Genomic DNA, 19,743 nt, shown 5'->3' with positions numbered 1-19,743 from the left:
GCCGCGCGGACGGATCCCTTCGGTGGACGACTTCCAGCTGGCCCGTATCGGCGCCGGAAGTGTCACGCTCCACGATGCCCGACGCAAGGCTCGCCGGACCGTAGACCTCGAGCCCTTCGAGATCGGGGTGTACCCCGTGACGGAGGAGCAGCTCGCCGAGATCCTGGGCGAGACATCCGTGCACCCACGGCGCCCGGCGGTAGAAGTGAGTTGGCTGCGAGCCATCCGCTTCTGCAATGCGGCGTCGGAGTGGGAAGGGCTCGACCCGGCCTATTCGTTCGAGGGTCAGGATGTCTCGTGGCACGTCGATTCTGACGGCTACCGTTTGCCGACCGAGGCCGAGTGGGAGTTCGCGTGCCGTGCCGGGTCAACCGGCGCCCACTACGGCCCGCTCGCCGAGGTGGCCTGGACGAGTGGTGATGGGACCACGACCCCGCAGAACGTCGGCGGCAAGCTGCCCAACCTGAACGGCCTGTTCGACACCCTCGGCAACGTGTGGGAGTGGTGTTGGGACCTGCTCGACCCCGGTCGATATCGGGACTATCGGGTGTTCCGCGGCGGCGGGTACGCCGACGACGCGTGGAGCGTTCGGGCCTCGACCCGGCGCGGCGGACCCCCGCGGGCGACGCACGAGGATGTCGGGTTTCGCCTGGCTCGGGGCGGGTTCGACGGTGTCGGCGAGGCGCAGGGCTGGGCGGACGCGGTGGACCGGGAGCGTGCGGATCTGGATGGGCCGCTGCCGCCGGGCTGGACCCCGCTCGGGCGATGAGCGTCTGGGTCTTGCTGCGTATCGTGGCGACTTGCGTGGTTTCGGCGTAATTCTGGAAGGAATCTTGGGGCTGGAAGGCTCGGATATGGCCGAAAAGCGGCCTTCGGTGCCCGTCCTTCCTTTCAGATTTGCGCTTTCCCGGGGGCTGATCTGGGCAACTCTGCGCTGCCGGGCGAACATCCGAGAGGATCGCTATGGCTGATGTTGCCTGAGGTGGGCTCCGCGGGGCCATCCAAGCGGGATCGCACCTCTCGGATGTCCGCCCTATGCGGGTATCGGGCTCGATCAGGCGGGGCGCTCGATGACGAGCAGGCCTTCCTTGGTGTCGGCCACGGCGACCCAGCCGTCGCCGAAGAGGAACGTCACCCCGTAGCCGTCGTCGTCGGTCGCGACGGTCGTGTCGGGGTTTTCGGTGACGTACATGCCGTCGGGTGATTCTTCCGCGACCCAGCCGCCCTCGGTCAGCTCCTCTTGGGCCTTTTCGGCTTCCACGGGGTCAATTCCAGCCCAGCCGTAGATCTGCAGCCCGGTTGTCAGGGCTCCTGCCGCACCCCAGATGCACCACAGGCCGTCGGGGATCTCGCGTGATCCGATGCGGAACGCTTCCTCCTGTGCCTCCCACCCTGCCTCGACGAACGCGGCGACGAGGTCGGGTGCGATGAGTGTTTCGCAGGTGAGGTCTTCGGGGCGCGCCACAGGCACGATTGCTGTGCGCGTCGGTGTGGGGGTGGCGGTGGGAGCAGCACTGGACGGCGGCACGGATGGCTCAGCATCCGGTGTCGACGCGCAGCCCGACAGCACCAGCGCGGTCACGAGCGCCGAGGCGCCGAGGGCCGTGCGGGAAAGGTGGAGCGCGCGGGAACGAGTCATGGCGTCCAGATCAGGGGGCCGACGTCGGGGAGTGGACGAAATCGAGGAAGTCTTGGTGCAGGATGCCGTTGGTCGCCATCACCGAACGTGCCGAGAGCGTCTGCTCGCCCTCGAATGACGTGACGCACCCGCCGGCCTCGGTGATGATCGGAACGACGGCGGCGATGTCGTATTCCTGTACGCCGAACTCGGCGACGAACTCGAGGCGCCCCTCGGCGAGCAGCATGTAGGGCCAGACATCGCCGTAGCCGCGGTCGCGCTTGACCCGGCGCGTCAGGGCGATCAGGGCGTCGAGATGACCCGTCTCGTCCCATTGCGCGATGCTCTGGAAGCTGACGCTGGACTCGTCGAGGGTGTCGATCGCCGATACCCGCAGGCGTCGCTCGCCACCCTCGGGGGTATCGGTCCAGGAGCCGAGCCCTTCGGCACCCCACCAGCGGCGTCCGATCGCCGGGATGCCGACGACGCCGACGACGGGCAGCCCGTCGACCGCAAGGGCGGTCAGGTTTCCCCACATCGGGATGCCGCGGACATAGTTGGCGGTTCCGTCGATCGGATCGATGATCCACTGGCGGCGGCTGTCACCTGTTGTGCCGAACTCTTCGCCGAGGATCCCGTCGCCGGGTCGCTCTGTGGCGAGGATGTCGCGGATGGCCCGCTCGGCAGCCAGATCCGCCTCGGACACGGGCGAGGCATCGGGCTTTGTCTGCACGTCCAAGTCCACGGCGTCGAACCGTGCCATGGAGGCCAAAGCCGCGGCATCCGCGAGTCGGAGCGCGAGGGAAAGGTCGTCGGCACGCGAGTGTTCGGTGTGCGCGACGCCGGGGACGGGCGACGTGGGGGAAGTCACGGCCCCAGGATACCGGCGTTTGCCTGGACGATTAGCGAGTGACGTAACCGTGATGGTAACGTTGATCCTCGGTTCGCCCGGCTCCACCTGGGCGGCCTCTGCACCTCTAGCTCAATCGGCAGAGCAACTGACTCTTAATCAGTGGGTTCTCGGTTCAAGTCCGAGGGGGTGCACTGGGAAGCCTCTGAGATCTCGCCATCTCGGAGGCTTTTCTTGTTCTTGGTCAGAGGCTATTTCTGCTCACCGGCATCCCTGCCTCTCGCGCTCCAGGGGGCTGAGCGCGACTCCGCGCGAATCTGCACCGTGCAATCCACGTGCATCCCAGGCTCTGGAATCGCCCATCATCGGCCTGCTGACCGTGCACGGACCGAGGGTGTCAACGTGCTCGATCTGCGCCGGTAAAAGCGTCCGTCCAATTGATCGTGCAATCTGCTGATCAGGTCTTCGACTGAGTAGCGCTCAGAGCGCATCAGCATCGTCACTGCGAGGAGTCCCCCCGCTGTTCGCCGTCTTCCTCAGGGAGCGCATCCTGCCATGGCCGACGACGTAGGACCCACAGCAGATGCCAGACACGATGAACCCGCCGATACCGATAGCGATGGCCCAGCCCAGAGCGAGCCCCAGTTCCAGCGCTCCGGGGTACGCCCCCGCGCCACAACCGATCGCGATGAACACGGTCCAGAACCAAGCCCACGCCTTTGAGGACATCAAGGCACTGTATGCGCGAAGCATCGCGCTTGGATATTCGGCTCGATCACGCGGGCTGTGAGGTGTTGAGTAGGCCCGCCAGGTCGGCACCGAGCCCACCCTGCCCGGACCGGTCGAAACGGTCTGGCCACACGAGCGTCGACGCTCTGATCAGGGCCACCCAGCCCATCAGCACAAAGAACACGCCCACGACGAACAGAAGCCCGGGCGTCAGGAAGTCGACGCTCGGGAAGGGGGTCGGCTCGGGCTTCGGGGCGTTGAAGAACCGTAGATTGCTCACCACAATCCACAGTGCCCATCCGCCGACTCCGAACAGGAGTTGGATGGCTTGCAGCACCGCAACTGTCGTGCCCCCGATAAGCGCGAGTCCTCCGGAAACGAAGAGAGCGGCCGCGGCCGGGCCTCGTCGCCACCGAGTCATCGCTTCCCCCGCCCGTTTGTTCTGCGGAAGTCTGACACGGGCCACATTCTGGGGCCCGCATATCTTGGCGGGTCGAATAACCCGCGCGGCGTGAAGCGAGGGGCGCGATCAGGGCTTCAGGAGGACCTTGATGGCGCGGCGCTCGTCCATCGCGGCATAGGCCTCGGCGACCTCGGCCAGCGGCAGGGTGAGGTCGAAGACGCGACCGGGCTGAAGACGGCCGCTCCAGACATCCGGCAACAGTTCTTCGATGTAGTTGCGGACCGGCGCGACGCCCCCGCTCAGAGCGATGTTGGCACCGAACAGGGCGCCGACCGGCACCGAGTTGCCCTCGGCGGGAACGCCCACGAACCCGACAGTGCCGCCGGGGCGGACGGTCGCGATGGCTTGGTCCATGCTCTCGGAGGTACCAACGCACTCGAGCACGGCGTCGGGGCCGATGTCGTCGAACAGGGCCTTCGCCGCGGCGATGCCCTCGTCGCCGCGCTCGGCGATGACATCGGTCGCGCCGAACTCGCGGCCGAGCGCCTGGCGCGATTCGTGCCGTGACATCAGCACGATGCGTTCGGCGCCGAGACGCTTCGAGGCGAGCACGGCACAGAGGCCGACCGCGCCGTCACCGATAACGACGACCGTGCTGCCGGGACCGACCCCGCCGGACAGCGCGGCGTGGTGGCCGGTGCCGAAGACATCCGACAGCGTCAGCAGATGGGGGATCAGGTCGTCGGACGGATACTCGGGGGTCTTCACGAGCGTCCCGTCGGCGTGCGGCACACGGACGAATTCGCCCTGGGCGCCGTCGGCGAAGTCGCCGAAGTGATCGCGCGAGCCCCACCAGGAGTGCTCGAGACATGAGGTGGAGACGCCGTTGCGGCAGTTCACGCAGGTCATGTCGCAGTCGTAGAACGGCGCGATGACGAAATCGCCGACGGCGACGTTCTCGACATCGTCTCCGATCGCCTCGACGACGCCGACGAACTCGTGCCCGATGCGCGAGCCGGGCTTCGGGGCCCGCACGCCGCGGTAGCTCCACAGGTCCGAGCCGCACACGCAGGCCGCGACGATGCGGACGATCGCGTCACGCCCCGAGCTGAGCACGGGGTCGGGCACCTCTTCGATTCGGACATCACCGGCTGCATGGATCGTCGTTGCACGCATGGTTTCAGCCTACGGCGTGGGTCCGGGGCGCGAGGGTGCCCATTCCGCGTGCGAGGGTGCTTGTCCCATGGCGCGAGGGTGCTTGTCCCATGGCGCGAGGGTGCCCGTTCGGACTGCGGAACGGGCACTCCCGGGTGGCGGAACGGGCACTCTCGGGTGGCGGAACGGGAACTCTCGGGTGGCGGAACGGGAACTCTCGGGCGTGAAATAGGCACCCTCGCGCCGCGGGCGCCGGCGGAGGGTCAGCGTCCCGCGGCGGCGATGCGGGTCGAGAGCTGGTGGGCGTGCGCGAGCAGGGTGCGGCCCAAGCCCGCGAGGCGATCCGGGCCGAAACGAAACTGAACCCCCGTCAGGCTCAGCGCCCACTCCGGATGCCCCGCTCGGTTGAACACCGCGGCGCCGACGCCCCAGCTGCCCTCGACGATCAGGCCCGGGTTGACGGCATAGCCGCGGTCACGGGTTTCGGTCAGCCGCGTGCGGAGCGGGTCGAGGCGGTGTGTCGGGCCCCACGATTCGTCCAGGTCGGGGTGGCGGTCGAGGTATGCGTCGACCTCGGGTTCGGGCAGGAACGCCAGGATCGCGAGCCCGGCGGAGGCGACGCCGAGCGGAAAACGGACGCCCTCGCTGAGCACGAATGAGCGGATGGGAAAGGCCCCCTCCTCGCGCAGTAGGCACACGGTCTCGTCGGCCCGCCGCACGGACAGAAACGCACTCTCTTCGGTCTTGACCGCGAGTGAGCGCACGATGTCGCGCGCCAGGGTCGTGATGTCGTACCGGGCTGCGGCGACGGTTCCCATCAGATAGAGCTCGGGCCCGGGCATCCATCGTCCGGTGGTGGCGTCCTGATCGACCAGTCCCTCGGCCCGCAGGGCGGACAGCAGTCGATGCGCCGTCGAACGCGACAGGTCGGCGCGGCGCGCGAGGTCGGCGGTCGGGGCACCGCTCGTGCCGGTGGCCGTGACGAGGCGCAGCAGGTGCGCCGCCCGGCCGATCGCCTGGGCGCCGGGCACCGTGGAGGTGTTCATAATGTGGACGTTATAGGCCACGGCATCCATATCGCAAGGCACCGATTGCCGTTTGTGGAGCTGGTCGACAGGCTGTAGTTGGGAATCGGGCGGCGGATGCATCCGCAGTATCTGTCCGAATCGTGGACACACCAAATCGCCCAGTATGTGTGCCCGAACGTTCGACAAGCCGGACGTGAAACAAAGGAGTGACGCGTGATCGACAAACAGGTGGCAACCGCGGCCGAGGCCGTGGCCGACATCCCGGACGGCGCATCTCTCGCCGTCGGCGGGTTCGGGCTCTCGGGCAATCCAATCGCCCTCATCGAGGCGTTGCTCGCGCAGGGCACGACGGATCTCAGCATCGTCAGCAACAACTGCGGCGTGGATGACTGGGGTCTGGGTGTGCTGCTGAACGCCCACCGCATCCGCAAGATGACGTCGTCGTACGTGGGTGAGAACAAGGAGTTCGAGCGGCAGTTCCTCTCGGGCGAACTCGAACTCGAGCTGACCCCGCAGGGCACGCTCGCCGAGAAGCTGCGCGCGGGTGGTTCGGGCGTCGCGGCGTTCTACACGCAGACGGGCGTCGGCACGCAGGTCGCCGAGGGCGGGCTGCCGCGCCGCTATGACGGCTCGGGCGGAGTCGCCGTCGCGTCCCCGCCGAAGGATGTCCGCGTCTTCGACGTGAATGGTGTGCCTCGCGAGCACGTGCTCGAAGAGGCAATCGTGACCGACTTTGCGCTCGTCCACGCCCTCCGCGGCGACCGACACGGCAATCTGATCTTCAACAAGGCTGCCCGCAACTTCAACCTCCTCGCGGCGATGGCCGGGCGCGTCTGCATCGCCCAGGTCGAAGAGCTCGTCGAGCCCGGCGAGCTCGACCCCGACCAGGTCCATCTGCCCGGGGTCTACGTCCACCGCATTCTTGAGGTGGGCACCGACATCGAAAAGCGCATCGAGCGTCGCACGGTGCGCGCCGGTTCGGAAGGGAACTGACATGGCTCTCGATCGCTTGCAGATGGCCGCGCGTGCCGCCGCCGAGCTGACGGATGGCTCGTACGTCAACCTCGGGATCGGGTTGCCGACCCTGATCCCCAACTATGTGCCGGACGACGTCACGGTCGTGCTGCAGTCCGAGAACGGCATCCTCGGCGTCGGCCCGTACCCGGCGGACGCGGATGTCGACCCCGACCTGATCAACGCCGGAAAAGAGACCGTGACGACGCTCGCGGGATCCTCGTTCTTCGACTCGGCGACGAGCTTCGGGATGATCCGCGGCGGCAAGATCGACGTCGCAGTGCTCGGCGCGATGCAGGTTTCGCGCACGGGGGACCTCGCGAACTGGATGATCCCCGGAAAGATGGTCAAGGGGCCGGGCGGCGCGATGGACCTCGTCCACGGCGCCGCGAGGGTCATCGTGTTAATGGAGCACGTCGCGAAGGATGGTTCGGCGAAGATCGTCGACGAGTGCTCACTGCCCCTCACCGGGCGCGGCGTGGTCGACCGGATCATCACGGACCTTGCCGTGATCGACGTCACCCCCGACGGACTCGTGCTGGTGGAGGTGGCCTCGGGGGTGACCGTGGCCGAGGTGATAGCGGCGACCGAGCCACCCCTGACCGTTTCACCCGCACTGGAGGAGAAGGCATGAGCGCCCCGACGCAGGACCCACACGCCGACGACATCGTGATCGTCGCCGCCGCCCGTACCCCGCAGGGCCGACTCAAAGGCCAGCTCGCGTCGTTCACCGCGTCCCAGCTCGGCGGTTTCGCCATCCGCGGCGCGCTCGAGAAGGCCGGCATCGCACCGGACGCCGTCGACGCCGTTGTGCTCGGTCAGGTTCTGCCCGCCGGGTCGGGCCAGAACCCCGCACGTCAGGCGTCGCTCGCGGCGGGCATCGGATGGGATGTGCCGGCGTCATCCGTCAACAAGGTCTGCTTGTCGGGTCTCACAGCGATCATCGATGCCGCGCGCATGATCCGGGTCGGCGACGCCGATGTCGTCGTGGCCGGCGGCATGGAGTCGATGACCCGCGCGCCGCACCTGCTGATGGGCTCGCGCGATGGCTGGCAGTACGGCAGCGTCGAGGTGCTCGACCACATGGCGCTCGACGGCCTGACCGACGCGTACGACAACGAGAGCATGGGCGCGTCGACCGAGCGCCACAACGAGCGGTTCGAGGTGACCCGCGAGCAGCAGGATGCCGCTTCCGCCCGATCCCATCAGCGCGCGGCGGCCGCGACCGAGGCAGGCGTCTTCGTCGACGAGATCGTGCCGGTCGAGGTGCCACAGCGGCGCGGCGATCCTGTGCTCGTGTCAGCGGATGAAGGCATCCGTCCCGACACGACCGTCGAGACGCTCGGACGGCTCCGACCCGCGTTTGCCGAGGGTGGGTCGATCACCGCCGGCAACTCGTCGCAGATTTCGGATGGCGCGGCCGCCGTGGTCCTGACGCACCGCGCCCACGCCGAGGCACAGGGATGGCCCGTGCTCGCCGTCGTCGGCGCGAGCGGCCAGGTCGCTGGGCCCGACAACTCGCTGCACGCGCAGCCCGCCCGGGCGATTGCGAAGGCGCTCGAGAAGCAGGGGCTGACGCCGGCCGACCTCGACGTCGTCGAGATCAACGAGGCATTCGGTGCCGTGCTGGTGCGCTCGCAGGCCGAGCTCGGGCTCGCCGATGACGTCGTCAACATTCATGGCGGTGGCATGGCCATCGGGCACCCGATCGGCGCGTCCGGCGCGCGGCTCGTCGTACACGCCGTGCACGAGCTCGGGCGGCGGGGGAGCGGCACGGCTGCGGTCGGGCTCTGCGGCGGCGGCGGACAGGGCGAGGCACTGATCCTCACGCTCTGAGCCGAACATCTCGGCCGCGGTCGGGGCGCGAGATCGCCCCTTAGCGTCGAGCGCGCCGGTTGTTGGCGGGGAATACGCGGCGATTTCGACGCCAAGCGGTGTTCTCGGTGCGCCAAGCGGCGCTCTCGGTGCGCCAAGCGGCGCTCTCGGTGCAACGAGGGGCGCGGGGTGCGTAGTCTGCCGGAGTCAGCAGCACAGACGCGGGACCCGTGATCAGACCGATCAGCGCCGACGACCACGCCGAGTGGCTCGACCTGTGGAACGCCTACATCGCGTTCTACGAGGCATCCGTTCCCGACGAGGTCACGGCGTTCACCTTTGGTCGGCTGATCAACGACGACGAGGCGATGTACGGAGCGATGGCACGGGATGCCTCGGGCTGGGCGGTCGGGATCGTGCGCTGGTTGACGCATTCGGCGACCTGGTCACGCGTTCCCGACGTCTACCTCGAAGACCTGTACGTCTACCTCGAAGACCTGTACGTCGATCCGGCGGCGCGCGGCGGAGGTGTCGGGCGTGCCCTGATGGGGCATGTCGAGCGGTGGGCGCGGGAGCGGGGCGCTGCGAAGGTGCTATTTACGCAGACGCTTCTTGAGGAGTTTCTCTTCCTTGCCGTGAACCGGAGAGTCGTCGGCGATCGTGTGGCCGCGAGATGCGCGTTGCGTGTCCACGATCGCACCGATGACAAGTGCCGCGGTGATCAGCCAGTTGAGCCACGCCAGTGCCTCGCGCCAAGTGAACTCGCTGTCACGCGAACCGCGCATCAGGGTGATGCCGCCGGTGACCGCAGAGATAAGGCCTGTGCCGAAGAGGTACTTGCGCATGGACCCACGCTACCCAAGGTCCGAGCTCCGCGCCCCTGGTTGACAATTCGGTTCGGGTTCCTCAGCCATCCGAAGTCTCGCGACACATCCCTCGCGCGAAGCGCCAGATAACCTGGAGGAAGCACGCCTGCCCGTCCCGATGCTCGTGAGAGGCCCCCGTGACGACCGATCTGCCCGATCGCGCCGACTTTGTCATCGTCGCCAATCGACTGCCTGTCGACCGCGCCGAGGACGGTGAATGGCGGCGCTCACCGGGAGGACTGGTCACGGCCCTCGAGCCGATGATGCGCCGTGCCGATGGCGCATGGGTGGGATGGCCCGGTCAGGCAGAGCTCGAGCTGGAACCCTTCGAATTCGACGGCACCCACCTCGTGCCGATCGCGCTCAGTGCGGACGACGTCGAGCTGTACTACGAGGGGTTCTCCAACGACACGATCTGGCCGCTGTATCACGACGTGATCGCGGCACCTCGCTACAGCCGCCTGTGGTGGGAGGCCTATGTTCGCGTCAACCGGCGCTTCGCCGAGGCCGCCGCCGCCGTGTCCGCCGAAGGCGCGACAGTCTGGGTGCAGGACTACCAGTTGCAGCTCGTACCGAAGATGCTGCGCGAGCTGCGCCCCGACCTGACGATCGGCTACTTCCACCACATCCCGTTCCCGGCATATGGGCTGTACTCGCAGCTGCCGTGGCGCAAGCAAGTGCTCGAAGGTCTGCTCGGAGCGGATGTCATCGGGTTCCAGCGCGTCGCGGATGCCGGAAACTTCGCCCGCGCCGTGCGGCGCCAGCTGCGGTACGACACCAAGGCTTCGGGGATCTCGGTGCCTGTCGGCGATGGCCGCACCCGCATCGCGCTCGCGAAGGCCTTCCCGATCTCGATCGATGCCGAGTCGTATGCCGAGCTTGCCCGCTCACCCGAGGTGCAGGCTCGCGCCAGAGAGATTCGCGAGGGCCTGGGCAATCCGCGGAAGATCCTGCTCGGCGTCGATCGCCTGGACTACACCAAGGGCATCCGGCACCGGATGAAGGCGTTCGGTGAGCTCTTGACCGACGGCAAGCTCGATACCTCCGATGTCACGCTCGTCCAGGTCGCGAGCCCGAGCCGCGAGCGAGTCGTCGCCTACGCCCAACTGCGCGACGAGATCGAGCTGACGGTCGGGCGCATCAACGGAACGTTCGACACGATGGGCCACACGGCCATCCGGTATCTGCACCATGGCTATCCCCGCGAAGAGATGGTCGCGCTGTTCCTCGCCGCAGACGTGATGCTCGTGACGGCTCTCCGAGACGGCATGAACCTCGTCGCCAAGGAATATGTCGCCTCGCGCATCGACAACCGCGGTGTGCTCGTGCTGAGCGAGTTCGCCGGAGCCGCGGACGAGCTCGGCAGCGCCCTGCTGATCAACCCGCACGACATCGAGGGGCTGAAGGAATCGATCATGCGTGCCGTCGAAATGCCCGGTGCCGAACAGGGCCGCCGGATGCGCTCGCTCCGTCGCCGCGTGTTCGAACACGACGTCGAGGCGTGGTCGCAGAGCTTCGTCGCGGCGCTCGACGCCGCACGCCGACGAGACCGGGGACCGGCCCCGAGAGAGGTGGCACCCGCGTGAGCGCCGAAACAAGCGATCTGACGGTGGAGCTCGAGAAGCTCGCCGCAACACCCGTCCTGCTGGTCGCGCTGGACTTCGACGGCACTCTCGCACCCCTCATCGACGAGCCGATGAAGGCGCGTGCCCTACCCGTGTCGAAGGATGCCGTGGCGCAACTCGCGGCGCTGCCCGACACGATCGTGGCTTTTGTCTCGGGACGGATGCTCGCGGACCTTCGCGTCATCGGCGAGCACGCCGACGACTCGCGGATCTATCTGGCCGGATCGCACGGTGCCGAGTTCTGGTACCCGGCCCATTCGCGCGACGCGAGGACTTCGGCGGCGGAAGAGGACTCTGCGGCGGAGCGAGTCCTCTCGCCGAGCGGAACTCCTCTCGACGGGCAAGACGACGTGGACGCCGACGCTGTCCGGGCGGCCGCGGACGCCGTCGTCGCTGACATCGACGGTGCATGGATCGAGCACAAGGCCTTCGGGTTTGCGCTGCACTCGCGCCTCAGCACGCCCGACGACGCCGCGCGGGCAACACGCGAGATCGATGCACTCGTGGTCGAGCGCGCCCCGGGTTGGCGGCGCCGCACGGGCCAGGACATCCTCGAGTTCTCGACGAGTCATGCGGGGAAGGATGCCGCGATCGCCGCATTGCGAGAGGTCACGGGCGCGACGGCGGTGTTCTTCGCGGGCGACGACGTGACGGACGAGGACGCGATCGCTCAGCTAACCGAAGTCGACCTGGGCGTGCGCGTCGGGCCGGGCGAGACATCCGCTCGCGCACGTGTCGCAGACGCCCAAGAACTGGCCGGAGTGTTGTCGACCCTCGCGCGGATGCGGTCGGCCTCGCGGGAATAGACTGGCAGGATGGCTCCGTACGACCCGTCACACAATTCCCCCGTCGACATCAAGCCCCGATCGCGCGTCGTCACAGACGGAATCGAGGCCACGACCTCCCGCGGAATGCTCCGCGGCGTCGGGATGGGCGACGCGGATTGGGAGAAGCCCCAGATCGGCATCGCGTCGAGCTGGAACGAGATCACCCCCTGCAACCTGAGCCTGGATCGCCTGGCACAGGGTGCAAAAGAGGGCGTGCACTCGGGCGGCGGTTACCCGCTGCAGTTCGGCACGATCTCGGTGTCGGATGGCATCTCGATGGGCCATGAGGGCATGCACTTCTCGCTCGTCTCGCGCGAGGTCATCGCCGATTCGGTCGAGACCGTGATGATGGCCGAGCGCCTCGATGGCAGTGTGCTGCTCGCCGGCTGCGACAAGTCGATCCCCGGCATGCTCATGGCGTCCGCGCGCCTCGACCTCTCGAGCGTGTTCCTCTACGCCGGTTCCATCGCACCGGGCTGGGTCAAGCTCAGCGACGGCACCGAGAAGGACATCACGATCATCGACTCGTTCGAGGCCGTTGGCGCGTGTCTGGCCGGCAAGATGAGCGAAGCCGACCTGAAGCGCATCGAGTGCGCCTTCGCTCCCGGTGAGGGTGCCTGTGGCGGCATGTACACGGCCAACACGATGGCGTCCGTCGCCGAAGCTCTCGGGCTCAGCCTGCCGGGTTCGGCCGCGCCGCCCTCGGCTGACCGCCGTCGTGACGCCTTCGCGCACCGCTCGGGCGAGGCCGTCGTCAACCTGTTGCGCCTCGGTATCACGACCCGCGACATCCTGACCAAAGAGGCTTTCGAGAACGCGATCGCGCTGGCGATGGCGCTCGGCGGCTCGACGAATGTCGTGCTCCACCTGCTGGCGATCGCCCGCGAGGCCGACGTCGACATCACGCTGCACGACTTCAACCGCATCGGCGACAAGACGCCGCACGTTGCCGATATGAAGCCGTTCGGGCAGTACGTCATGAACGATGTCGACCGCCACGGCGGGATCCCCGTCGTCATGAAGGCGATGCTCGACGAGGGTCTGCTGCACGGAGACGCCCTCACCGTCACGGGAAAGACGCTCGCCGAGAACCTCGCCGACCTCGACCCCGACCCGGTCGATGGCAAGGTCATCCACACGTTCGACAACCCGATCCACGCGACCGGCGGCATCACGATCCTGCACGGATCGCTCGCCCCCGAGGGCGCGGTCGTGAAGACCGCCGGGTTCGACGCCAGTGTCTTCGAGGGCCCCGCGCGCGTGTTCGAGCGCGAGCGCGCCGCGATGGACGCGCTCGAGCAGGGTGACATCGCCCCGGGCAGCGTCCTGGTCATCCGCTACGAGGGCCCGAAGGGTGGCCCCGGAATGCGCGAAATGCTCGCGATCACCGCCGCCATCAAGGGTGCCGGGCTCGGAAAAGATGTACTACTCTTGACGGACGGACGATTCTCAGGCGGCACAACCGGCCTCTGCATCGGCCACATAGCACCCGAAGCGGTGGACGCAGGTCCTATCGCCTTCGTGCGCGATGGTGATCTGATACGGGTCGATATCGCGGCTCGCACTCTCGACCTACTCGTCGATGACGCTGAGCTCAGCTCCCGCCGCTCTGGCTGGGAACCGCTGCCCCCGCGCTACACCCGAGGCGTTCTGGCCAAATATTCCAAGCTCGTGCACTCCGCCGCGGAGGGCGCGGTTACGGGATAGCCCGCGTCCGACGGATGCGGCGTCTCGTCGGTCCTCTGCCGGCGATTCATCACAGTCATTCCGATCGCAAGGATTCTCACCATGCCCGCCGAATCTGCCACGGCCATTCCCCGGCCGCCCGCTCGCACCGCGTCCGCGCCCGTGCTCACGGGTGCGCAGGCGGTCGTCCGCTCCCTCGAATTGCTCGGCGTCACCGACGTGTTCGGGCTGCCGGGTGGAGCCATCCTGCCCGTCTACGACCCGCTCATGGATTCGACCGATCTGCGCCACATCCTCGTCCGCCACGAACAGGGTGCTGGTCACGCCGCCGAGGGTTACGCCTCGGCATCCGGACGCATCGGTGTCGCCATCGCGACGTCCGGTCCGGGCGCGACCAACCTCGTCACGGCCATCGCCGATGCCTACATGGACTCGGTGCCGATCGTCTGTATCACCGGTCAGGTGTTCAGCACGCTGATGGGAACGGATGCGTTCCAAGAGGCCGACATCGTGGGCATCACGATGCCGATCACGAAGCACTCGATCCTGGTCAAGAAGGCCGAAGAGATCCCGGCCGCGATCGCCTCGGCGTTCGAGATCGCGGGCACCGGTCGCCCCGGTCCCGTGCTCGTCGACATCACGAAGGACGCCCAGCAGGCCGAGGCACCCTTCATCTGGCCGCCGAAGATCGACCTGCCCGGGTACCGCCCGGTCACGAAGGCCCACGGCAAGCAGATCCAGGCTGCTGCGCAGCTGCTGGCAGCGGCCAAGAAACCGGTGCTCTATGTCGGCGGTGGTGTGATCCGCTCGAAGGCGTCCGCCGAACTGCTGCGCCTGGCCGAGGCGACCGGTGCGCCGGTCGTCACGACGCTCATGGCTCGCGGCGCTTTCCCCGACTCCCACCAGCAGCAGCTAGGCATGCCCGGCATGCACGGCACGGTGCCCGCGGTGCTCGCGCTGCAAGAGGCCGACCTGCTCGTCTCGCTCGGCGCGCGGTTCGATGACCGTGTAACCGGCAAGGCCGCGCTGTTCGCCCCGAACGCCAAGGTCGTACACGTCGACATCGACCCGGCCGAGATCGGCAAGATCCGTGCCGCCGACGTGCCGATCGTGGGGGACCTGCGCGACGTGCTGATCGACCTCGAGGGCGCCTACGCCGCGGCTGCTGCCGAGACGACCCCCGACATCTCGGAGTGGTGGTCGTACCTCGACGGGCTCCGCGAAGAGTTCCCCCTGGGCTACGCGCCGACGACGGATGGCCTGATGGCGCCGCAGTACGTGATCCAACGGATCGGCGAGCTGACCGGTCCCGAGGGCATCTACGCCTCGGGCGTGGGACAGCACCAGATGTGGTCGGCGCAGTTCATCAAGTACGAGCGTCCGAACGCCTGGCTGAACTCCGGCGGTGCCGGCACGATGGGTTACTCGGTTCCCGCCGCGATGGGCGCGAAGGTTGCCGAACCCGAGCGTGTCGTGTGGGCGATCGACGGTGACGGATGCTTCCAGATGACCAATCAGGAGCTCGCGACCTGCACGATCAACAACATTCCGATCAAGGTCGCGATCATCAACAACTCGTCTCTCGGCATGGTGCGCCAGTGGCAGACGCTGTTCTACGACGGCCGCTATTCGCACACCAGCCTCAACACGGGCCATGGCACTGTGCGTATCCCCGACTTCGTCAAGCTCGCCGAGTCCTATGGATGCCTCGCCATCCGCGTCGAGAAGGAAGAAGACGTGGACGCCGCCATCAAGCTCGCCCTCGAGACCAACGACCGTCCGGTCGTGATCGACTTCGTCGTGAGCGCCGACGCGATGGTGTGGCCGATGGTGCCGCAGGGCGTCAGCAACAGCTTCGTCCAGTACGCACGCGAGCACTCGCCGGCATTCGGACAGGAGGACTGATCGTGAGCAAGCACGTACTGAGCCTGCTGGTCGAGGACAAGCCGGGTCTGCTGACCCGCGTCGCCGGCCTGTTCGCGCGCCGAGGATTCAACATCGAATCCCTCGCCGTGGGCGTGACCGAGGTGCCGGGTCTCTCGCGCATCACGGTCGTCGTCGACGTCGAAGAGCTGCCGCTCGAGCAGGTCACCAAGCAGCTCAACAAGCTGATCAACGTGATCAAGATCGTCGAGCTCGACTTCTCGACATCCGTCCAGCGCGAACACATGCTCGTGAAGGTGCGCGCCGACAACTCGACGCGGTCGAACGTGATCGAGGTCGTGAACCTCTTCCGCGCCTCGGTCGTCGACTACTCGACCGACGCTCTCGTGATCGAAGTGACCGGCGACCACGGCAAGATCGACGCGTTCCTGCGCGCCGTCGAGCCGTTCGGCGTGAAGGAGCTGGCTCAGTCGGGCCTGCTCGCGATCGGTCGTGGCGGCAAGAGCATCACCGAGCGCGTCCTGCGCGGCTGACACAGACCCCGCTGCCTCGCTCCGGTCGTTGAGCGAGCGTAGCGAGACGAAACGACGACAACACATATCAAGGAGAACCACACTTATGGCCGAGATGTTCTATGACTCCGACGCCGACCTCGCGCTCATCCAGGGCAAGAAGGTCGCGATCGTCGGCTACGGCTCGCAGGGCCACGCCCACGCCCAGAACCTGCGCGACTCGGGCGTCGAGGTCGTCATCGCCCTCAAGGAGGGGTCGAAGTCGGCCCCCAAGGCGTCGGAAGACGGATTCCCCGTCAAGACTGTGGCCGAGGCTGCCGAGTGGGCCGACCTCATCATGATTCTCGCGCCCGACCAGCACCAGCGCGGCATCTACAAGAACGAGATCGCCCCGCACCTGACCGCCGGTAAGACCCTCGCGTTCGCGCACGGCTTCAACATCCGCTTCGGTTACATCCAGGCTCCCGAGGGCGTCGACGTCATCCTCGTCGCGCCGAAGGCCCCCGGCCACACCGTGCGTCGCGAGTTCGTCGCGGGTCGCGGTATCCCCGACATCATTGCCGTCGAGCAGGATGCCTCGGGCCAGGCTTGGGATATCGCCAAGTCGTACGCCAAGGCCATCGGTGGCACCCGCGCGGGCGTCATCAAGACGACCTTCACGGAAGAGACCGAGACCGACCTGTTCGGTGAGCAGGCCGTGCTCTGCGGTGGTGTTTCGCAGCTCGTCCAGTACGGCTTCGAGACCCTCACCGAGGCCGGCTACCAGCCGCAGATCGCATACTTCGAGGTGCTGCACGAGCTCAAGCTGATCGTCGACCTCATGTGGGAGGGTGGCATCGCCAAGCAGCGCTGGTCGGTCTCCGACACCGCCGAGTACGGCGACTACGTCTCGGGCCCCCGCGTCATCGACCCGAGCGTCAAGGAGAACATGCAGGCCGTTCTCGGAGACATCCAGTCGGGCGCGTTCGCCGAGCGGTTCATCGCGGACCAGGATGCCGGAGCCCCCGAGTTCCTCGCGCTCCGCGAAAAGGGTGCCCAGCACCCCATCGAAGAGGTCGGCCGCGAGCTGCGCGCCCTCTTCGCGTGGAAGCAGCAGGACGCCGACTACACCGAGGGCAGCGCTGCGCGCTGACACTTGTCGGTCGTTGAGCGAGCGCAGCGAGACGAAACGTAGCTGCCGCACCGCCTGACGCACACAGACCAGTCGTCCCACCAGGCTCGACTGAGCCCGGCCGTCACGCCCCCGCAACCCGGGGTGTGGCGGCCGGGCCTTTTTCGTCGACGGCCCCTGAGCTTGTCGAAGGGAGCGCCGGATCCCTGCTCCGGCCGTTGGCGCGTAAATCTGAAAGGAAATCCGTGCGGCGGATGCCGCGTAAAGCCCGGATCCGGGTCGTCCCGCCGCGAGATTCCTCTCAGATTTACATTCACCGCGCGCAACCCCATCGCGGGAAGCCGACACGACTCAACGCCTGGGCGCGGAAGCGGTCGAGGAGCCCGATCGTCGCCTAGCGTCAATGCATGCGCGATCTCGACCGTCAAACGAACCGTGCCCTCTGGCGGGGGAAGGCGGTCTTCGCCCGCCTCATGGTGACGGCGGCTCTCGTGCTGGGGCTCGGAGTCGGGGGAGCGGCGAGCCCCGCCACAGCGTACGACGAGGGCACGATCGTCTCTCTGGCGAACCAGGCGCGAGCACAGAATGGGCTCGGAGGACTCGTCCGTAACGGCTCGCTCGACGCGGTGGCGCTGAACTGGGCCAACCAAATGGCAGCGAGCGGCACGCTCTCGCACAACCCGTCGGTCGGATCACAGATACCCGGCGGGTGGCGCGGATGGGGTGAAAACGTCGCGCAGGGCTACGGCAGCGGGGCCGCCGTGCACAACGGTTGGATGAGCTCCTCCGGGCACCGCGCGAACATCCTCGGCAACTTCACCGACATCGGCACGGCGCTGATCGAGGCCAACGGCACCACCTGGGCCGTACAGGTCTTCGCGAACTACCCGGGCAGCGGGTTGCCCGCTCCGGCTCCGCCCGCTCCTGCGCCGGCCCCCGCGGCGCCCGCCCCGGCCCCCGCGGCTCCGGCTGCTCCGGCCCCAGTCCCGGCCGAGCCGTTGCCCGCCGAACAAGCCGCGGCTGACCAGGCCGCCGCCGATCAGGCCGATGCGGCCGCTGCCGCCGCGGCTGACGAGGCTGCCGCTGCGGAGGCCGCTGAGGCGGAACAGAAGGCCGCGGCGGTCATGACGCCGTCGCCCGCGCCCTCGCCGACCCACGCGGTGAGCTCGGCCCCGACGCCCGGGCCCCAGGCATCCGAATCGGCGCCTCTCTCCACCGCCGGGCCGTGGGTCGCCTTCGGGGCGTTCACGGTCGCGGCCGCGATCGCCGCCCTGTGGCCGTGGACCGTGTCTCGGTTACGTCAACGCCGTGCCATCGCCGGGCCCGATCCTGGCGTCGAGCGCGACGCCAGCGCTTAGCCTCCCGTCTGCCGTCCTTCCGCGAGCGCACGACATCAGACCGAGCGCACGGATTTTGTCGCGCACCGAAGCCGTGCACTCGCGCGTGGGGCGTGCAGTCGGCGGAGTCGGCGCGGCCATGCCGGGTTACCCTGGGGTCATGGCGCGACGCGATGAGGACGCCCTCAGCTGGGGCGGCGACGACGACCCCACGCTCGACACGGGGGCTCCGGCCGCCGCGGATGACCCGGTCACCGACCCTGCGTCGCTGCCCGACGGCTGGACCCCGGTCGGCCGGGGGAGCGGGAGCGTTGCGCACAGTGGGCCGCCGGCTCCTGCCGCTCCGCCCCTGCCGACGCCCAACACGGATGACCCTGCCGCGATGAACACCCCCGCCGCGACGGACAGCCCCGTCGCGACGGACGCTCCCGAGGCCTCGATGCCCGAAGCATCCGTCTCCACGGACGCAGAGCCCGAACCGGAGGGGCTCGGCACCGTGGCCCTGGTCTCGATCGGCGTGCTCGGTGGCGTGTACCTGCTGTTCGCAATCGGCTGGCTCGTGGGCGGACTGCGAGTACAAGCACGGAACGAAGACGTGAATCCGCTTGCTTCAGTTGATTTCATGTACCAGGGCGCTCTCTGGCTCGCGACTGCCGCGCCGCTGATCTGGTTCGCCACGACGCTCTTCGCCACCCGCAAGACGCGTTCCTGGATGCGCTGGTTGTGGCTGGCGCTCGGGGTGCTGCTGCTCATCCCGTGGCCGTTTCTCATGATCGGAGCAGTGGGACGATGACGGATGCCTCGGTCCGGACGACCCGGACACCCACCTGGATTCTCGTCGCCATCGGCGGCTTCTTCGCTCTTTTCTATGCCTACGCACTGTGGCAGGCGGTCGGCAACACGATTCAGGCAGCGCAGATCGGGCTGAATGCGCTCGGCTGGCTCATCTGGATCTTCGCGATCCTGTTCCCCGTGATCGCCTTCGCAGTGTCGTTCGCTCTCAGCTACCGACGCGGCGTTGCGATATACGCCCTGGTGCTGCTGAGCGGACTCGGACTCGTCGCGGTGTTCTGGCTCAACGTCATCGCCTATACGAGCTTGAACACGTCGTCCCTCGTCGCCTGAGGCATCCGTTTCGTCTCGATGTGAGTCAACTGCGTCACGATGACCTTCTACGGACGTCACACGCACAAGGCGCGCGTTCGGAGCCGATAGGCTTTTTCTCGCCTCGCCCCGTTGTATCGCAGGCGTGCGGCGCGGCCCACAAGACTCCCGCGCGCTGA

20 protein-coding genes and 1 tRNA gene are annotated in these 19,743 nt (G+C 67.7%); 15 read left to right on the top strand and 6 right to left on the bottom strand.

What is annotated here, in order from left to right:
- The first annotated feature begins 22 nt into the window (after positions 1–22).
- Entirely contained in the window at positions 23–769 is a 747-nt protein-coding gene (locus tag ACXZ1E_RS02160; RefSeq protein WP_458041818.1) for a formylglycine-generating enzyme family protein, read from the top strand.
- A 285-nt stretch (positions 770–1,054) separates the two neighbouring features.
- On the opposite strand, the gene ACXZ1E_RS02155 is transcribed toward ACXZ1E_RS02160, so the two are convergent.
- Together ACXZ1E_RS02155 and ACXZ1E_RS02150 are read right to left on the bottom strand one after the other, a co-directional pair.
- Entirely contained in the window at positions 1,055–1,639 is a 585-nt protein-coding gene (locus ACXZ1E_RS02155) for a hypothetical protein (RefSeq protein ID WP_458041817.1), read from the bottom strand.
- Positions 1,640–1,649: 10 nt separating this feature from the next.
- Positions 1,650–2,489: an inositol monophosphatase family protein gene (locus ACXZ1E_RS02150; RefSeq protein WP_458041816.1), complete on the bottom strand. Its 840-nt coding sequence runs from the start codon at positions 2,487–2,489 to the stop codon at positions 1,650–1,652.
- 100 nt (positions 2,490–2,589) lie between these two features.
- On the opposite strand from ACXZ1E_RS02150, the gene ACXZ1E_RS02145 reads away from it, so the two are divergent.
- Positions 2,590–2,662: transfer RNA gene (locus tag ACXZ1E_RS02145), tRNA-Lys, on the top strand.
- Positions 2,663–2,948: 286 nt separating this feature from the next.
- On the opposite strand, the gene ACXZ1E_RS02140 is transcribed toward ACXZ1E_RS02145, so the two are convergent.
- From ACXZ1E_RS02140 to ACXZ1E_RS02125, 4 genes are all read right to left on the bottom strand, one after another.
- A complete protein-coding gene (locus ACXZ1E_RS02140; protein WP_458041815.1) occupies positions 2,949–3,197 on the bottom strand; it encodes a hypothetical protein in 249 nt (82 codons plus the stop codon).
- Positions 3,198–3,243: 46 nt separating this feature from the next.
- Complete coding sequence (locus ACXZ1E_RS02135; protein ID WP_458041814.1) at positions 3,244–3,618, bottom strand: hypothetical protein; 375 nt, start codon at positions 3,616–3,618, stop codon at positions 3,244–3,246.
- 108 nt (positions 3,619–3,726) lie between these two features.
- Positions 3,727–4,776 carry a zinc-dependent alcohol dehydrogenase family protein gene (locus tag ACXZ1E_RS02130; protein WP_458041813.1) on the bottom strand — a complete coding sequence of 350 codons (1,050 nt, stop codon included), beginning with the start codon at positions 4,774–4,776 and terminating at the stop codon, positions 3,727–3,729.
- Between the two features lie 242 nt (positions 4,777–5,018).
- The gene (locus tag ACXZ1E_RS02125; protein WP_458041812.1) at positions 5,019–5,801 is read right to left on the bottom strand and encodes an IclR family transcriptional regulator; all 783 of its coding nucleotides are present in this window, start codon (positions 5,799–5,801) and stop codon (positions 5,019–5,021) included.
- Between the two features lie 195 nt (positions 5,802–5,996).
- Between ACXZ1E_RS02125 and ACXZ1E_RS02120 the strand changes: the two genes are divergently transcribed.
- The 13 genes from ACXZ1E_RS02120 (at position 5,997) to ACXZ1E_RS02060 (ending at position 19,585) form a co-directional block, all read left to right on the top strand.
- Positions 5,997–6,776, top strand: a complete 780-nt coding sequence (locus ACXZ1E_RS02120) for a CoA transferase subunit A (RefSeq protein ID WP_458041811.1) — start codon at positions 5,997–5,999, stop codon at positions 6,774–6,776.
- A gap of 1 nt (position 6,777) precedes the next feature.
- Positions 6,778–7,431, top strand: coding sequence for a 3-oxoacid CoA-transferase subunit B (locus ACXZ1E_RS02115; RefSeq protein WP_458041810.1), 654 nt, complete (start codon positions 6,778–6,780; stop codon positions 7,429–7,431).
- Positions 7,428–8,633, top strand: coding sequence for an acetyl-CoA C-acetyltransferase (locus ACXZ1E_RS02110; RefSeq protein ID WP_458041809.1), 1,206 nt, complete (start codon positions 7,428–7,430; stop codon positions 8,631–8,633). The genes ACXZ1E_RS02115 and ACXZ1E_RS02110 overlap by 4 nt, the downstream gene beginning before the upstream one ends.
- Before the next feature lie 209 nt (positions 8,634–8,842).
- The gene (locus tag ACXZ1E_RS02105) at positions 8,843–9,568 is read left to right on the top strand and encodes a GNAT family N-acetyltransferase (protein WP_458041808.1); all 726 of its coding nucleotides are present in this window, start codon (positions 8,843–8,845) and stop codon (positions 9,566–9,568) included.
- 47 nt (positions 9,569–9,615) lie between these two features.
- A complete protein-coding gene (locus tag ACXZ1E_RS02100) occupies positions 9,616–11,064 on the top strand; it encodes an alpha,alpha-trehalose-phosphate synthase (UDP-forming) (protein WP_458041807.1) in 1,449 nt (482 codons plus the stop codon).
- The gene (locus tag ACXZ1E_RS02095; RefSeq protein WP_458041806.1) at positions 11,061–11,909 is read left to right on the top strand and encodes a trehalose-phosphatase; all 849 of its coding nucleotides are present in this window, start codon (positions 11,061–11,063) and stop codon (positions 11,907–11,909) included. Before ACXZ1E_RS02100 ends, ACXZ1E_RS02095 begins: the two co-directional genes overlap by 4 nt.
- A gap of 9 nt (positions 11,910–11,918) precedes the next feature.
- Positions 11,919–13,637 (top strand): dihydroxy-acid dehydratase, encoded by a 1,719-nt coding sequence (gene ilvD / locus ACXZ1E_RS02090; RefSeq protein ID WP_458041805.1) that lies wholly within the window; start codon positions 11,919–11,921, stop codon positions 13,635–13,637.
- Positions 13,638–13,718: 81 nt separating this feature from the next.
- Positions 13,719–15,521, top strand: a complete 1,803-nt coding sequence (locus ACXZ1E_RS02085; protein WP_458041804.1) for an acetolactate synthase large subunit — start codon at positions 13,719–13,721, stop codon at positions 15,519–15,521.
- Positions 15,522–15,523: 2 nt separating this feature from the next.
- Positions 15,524–16,033, top strand: coding sequence for an acetolactate synthase small subunit (ilvN, locus tag ACXZ1E_RS02080; protein WP_458041803.1), 510 nt, complete (start codon positions 15,524–15,526; stop codon positions 16,031–16,033).
- An 85-nt stretch (positions 16,034–16,118) separates the two neighbouring features.
- Positions 16,119–17,144, top strand: a complete 1,026-nt coding sequence (gene ilvC / locus ACXZ1E_RS02075) for a ketol-acid reductoisomerase (RefSeq protein ID WP_458041802.1) — start codon at positions 16,119–16,121, stop codon at positions 17,142–17,144.
- Between the two features lie 386 nt (positions 17,145–17,530).
- Positions 17,531–18,481 carry a CAP domain-containing protein gene (locus ACXZ1E_RS02070; protein ID WP_458041801.1) on the top strand — a complete coding sequence of 317 codons (951 nt, stop codon included), beginning with the start codon at positions 17,531–17,533 and terminating at the stop codon, positions 18,479–18,481.
- 139 nt (positions 18,482–18,620) lie between these two features.
- A complete protein-coding gene (locus ACXZ1E_RS02065) occupies positions 18,621–19,253 on the top strand; it encodes a DNA polymerase III subunit gamma/tau (RefSeq protein ID WP_458041800.1) in 633 nt (210 codons plus the stop codon).
- Positions 19,250–19,585: a bacitracin resistance protein gene (locus tag ACXZ1E_RS02060; protein ID WP_458041799.1), complete on the top strand. Its 336-nt coding sequence runs from the start codon at positions 19,250–19,252 to the stop codon at positions 19,583–19,585. The genes ACXZ1E_RS02065 and ACXZ1E_RS02060 overlap by 4 nt, the downstream gene beginning before the upstream one ends.
- The last annotated feature ends 158 nt before the right edge of the window (positions 19,586–19,743 follow it).

Source organism: Pacificispira sp. HM-600, assembly GCF_977993705.1.
Note: the sequence above shows the minus strand (reverse complement) of the source record. Positions and strands in the feature narration are given on the sequence as shown.

Bases quoted from the DNA above. Each gene is read 5' to 3' on its own strand.
- ACXZ1E_RS02155 (WP_458041817.1), bottom strand. From the start codon at position 1,639: ATGACTCGTTCCCGCGCGCTCCACCTTTCCCGCACGGCCCTCGGCGCC.
- ACXZ1E_RS02140 (WP_458041815.1), bottom strand. From the start codon at position 3,197: ATGTCCTCAAAGGCGTGGGCTTGGTTCTGGACCGTGTTCATCGCGATC.
- ACXZ1E_RS02135 (WP_458041814.1), bottom strand. From the start codon at position 3,618: ATGACTCGGTGGCGACGAGGCCCGGCCGCGGCCGCTCTCTTCGTTTCC.
- ACXZ1E_RS02130 (WP_458041813.1), bottom strand. From the start codon at position 4,776: ATGCGTGCAACGACGATCCATGCAGCCGGTGATGTCCGAATCGAAGAG.
- ACXZ1E_RS02125 (WP_458041812.1), bottom strand. From the start codon at position 5,801: ATGAACACCTCCACGGTGCCCGGCGCCCAGGCGATCGGCCGGGCGGCG.
- ACXZ1E_RS02115 (WP_458041810.1), top strand. From the start codon at position 6,778: ATGGCTCTCGATCGCTTGCAGATGGCCGCGCGTGCCGCCGCCGAGCTG.
- ACXZ1E_RS02110 (WP_458041809.1), top strand. From the start codon at position 7,428: ATGAGCGCCCCGACGCAGGACCCACACGCCGACGACATCGTGATCGTC.
- ilvD (WP_458041805.1), top strand. From the start codon at position 11,919: ATGGCTCCGTACGACCCGTCACACAATTCCCCCGTCGACATCAAGCCC.
- ACXZ1E_RS02085 (WP_458041804.1), top strand. From the start codon at position 13,719: ATGCCCGCCGAATCTGCCACGGCCATTCCCCGGCCGCCCGCTCGCACC.
- ilvC (WP_458041802.1), top strand. From the start codon at position 16,119: ATGGCCGAGATGTTCTATGACTCCGACGCCGACCTCGCGCTCATCCAG.
- ACXZ1E_RS02070 (WP_458041801.1), top strand. From the start codon at position 17,531: ATGCGCGATCTCGACCGTCAAACGAACCGTGCCCTCTGGCGGGGGAAG.
- ACXZ1E_RS02065 (WP_458041800.1), top strand. From the start codon at position 18,621: ATGGCGCGACGCGATGAGGACGCCCTCAGCTGGGGCGGCGACGACGAC.
- ACXZ1E_RS02060 (WP_458041799.1), top strand. From the start codon at position 19,250: ATGACGGATGCCTCGGTCCGGACGACCCGGACACCCACCTGGATTCTC.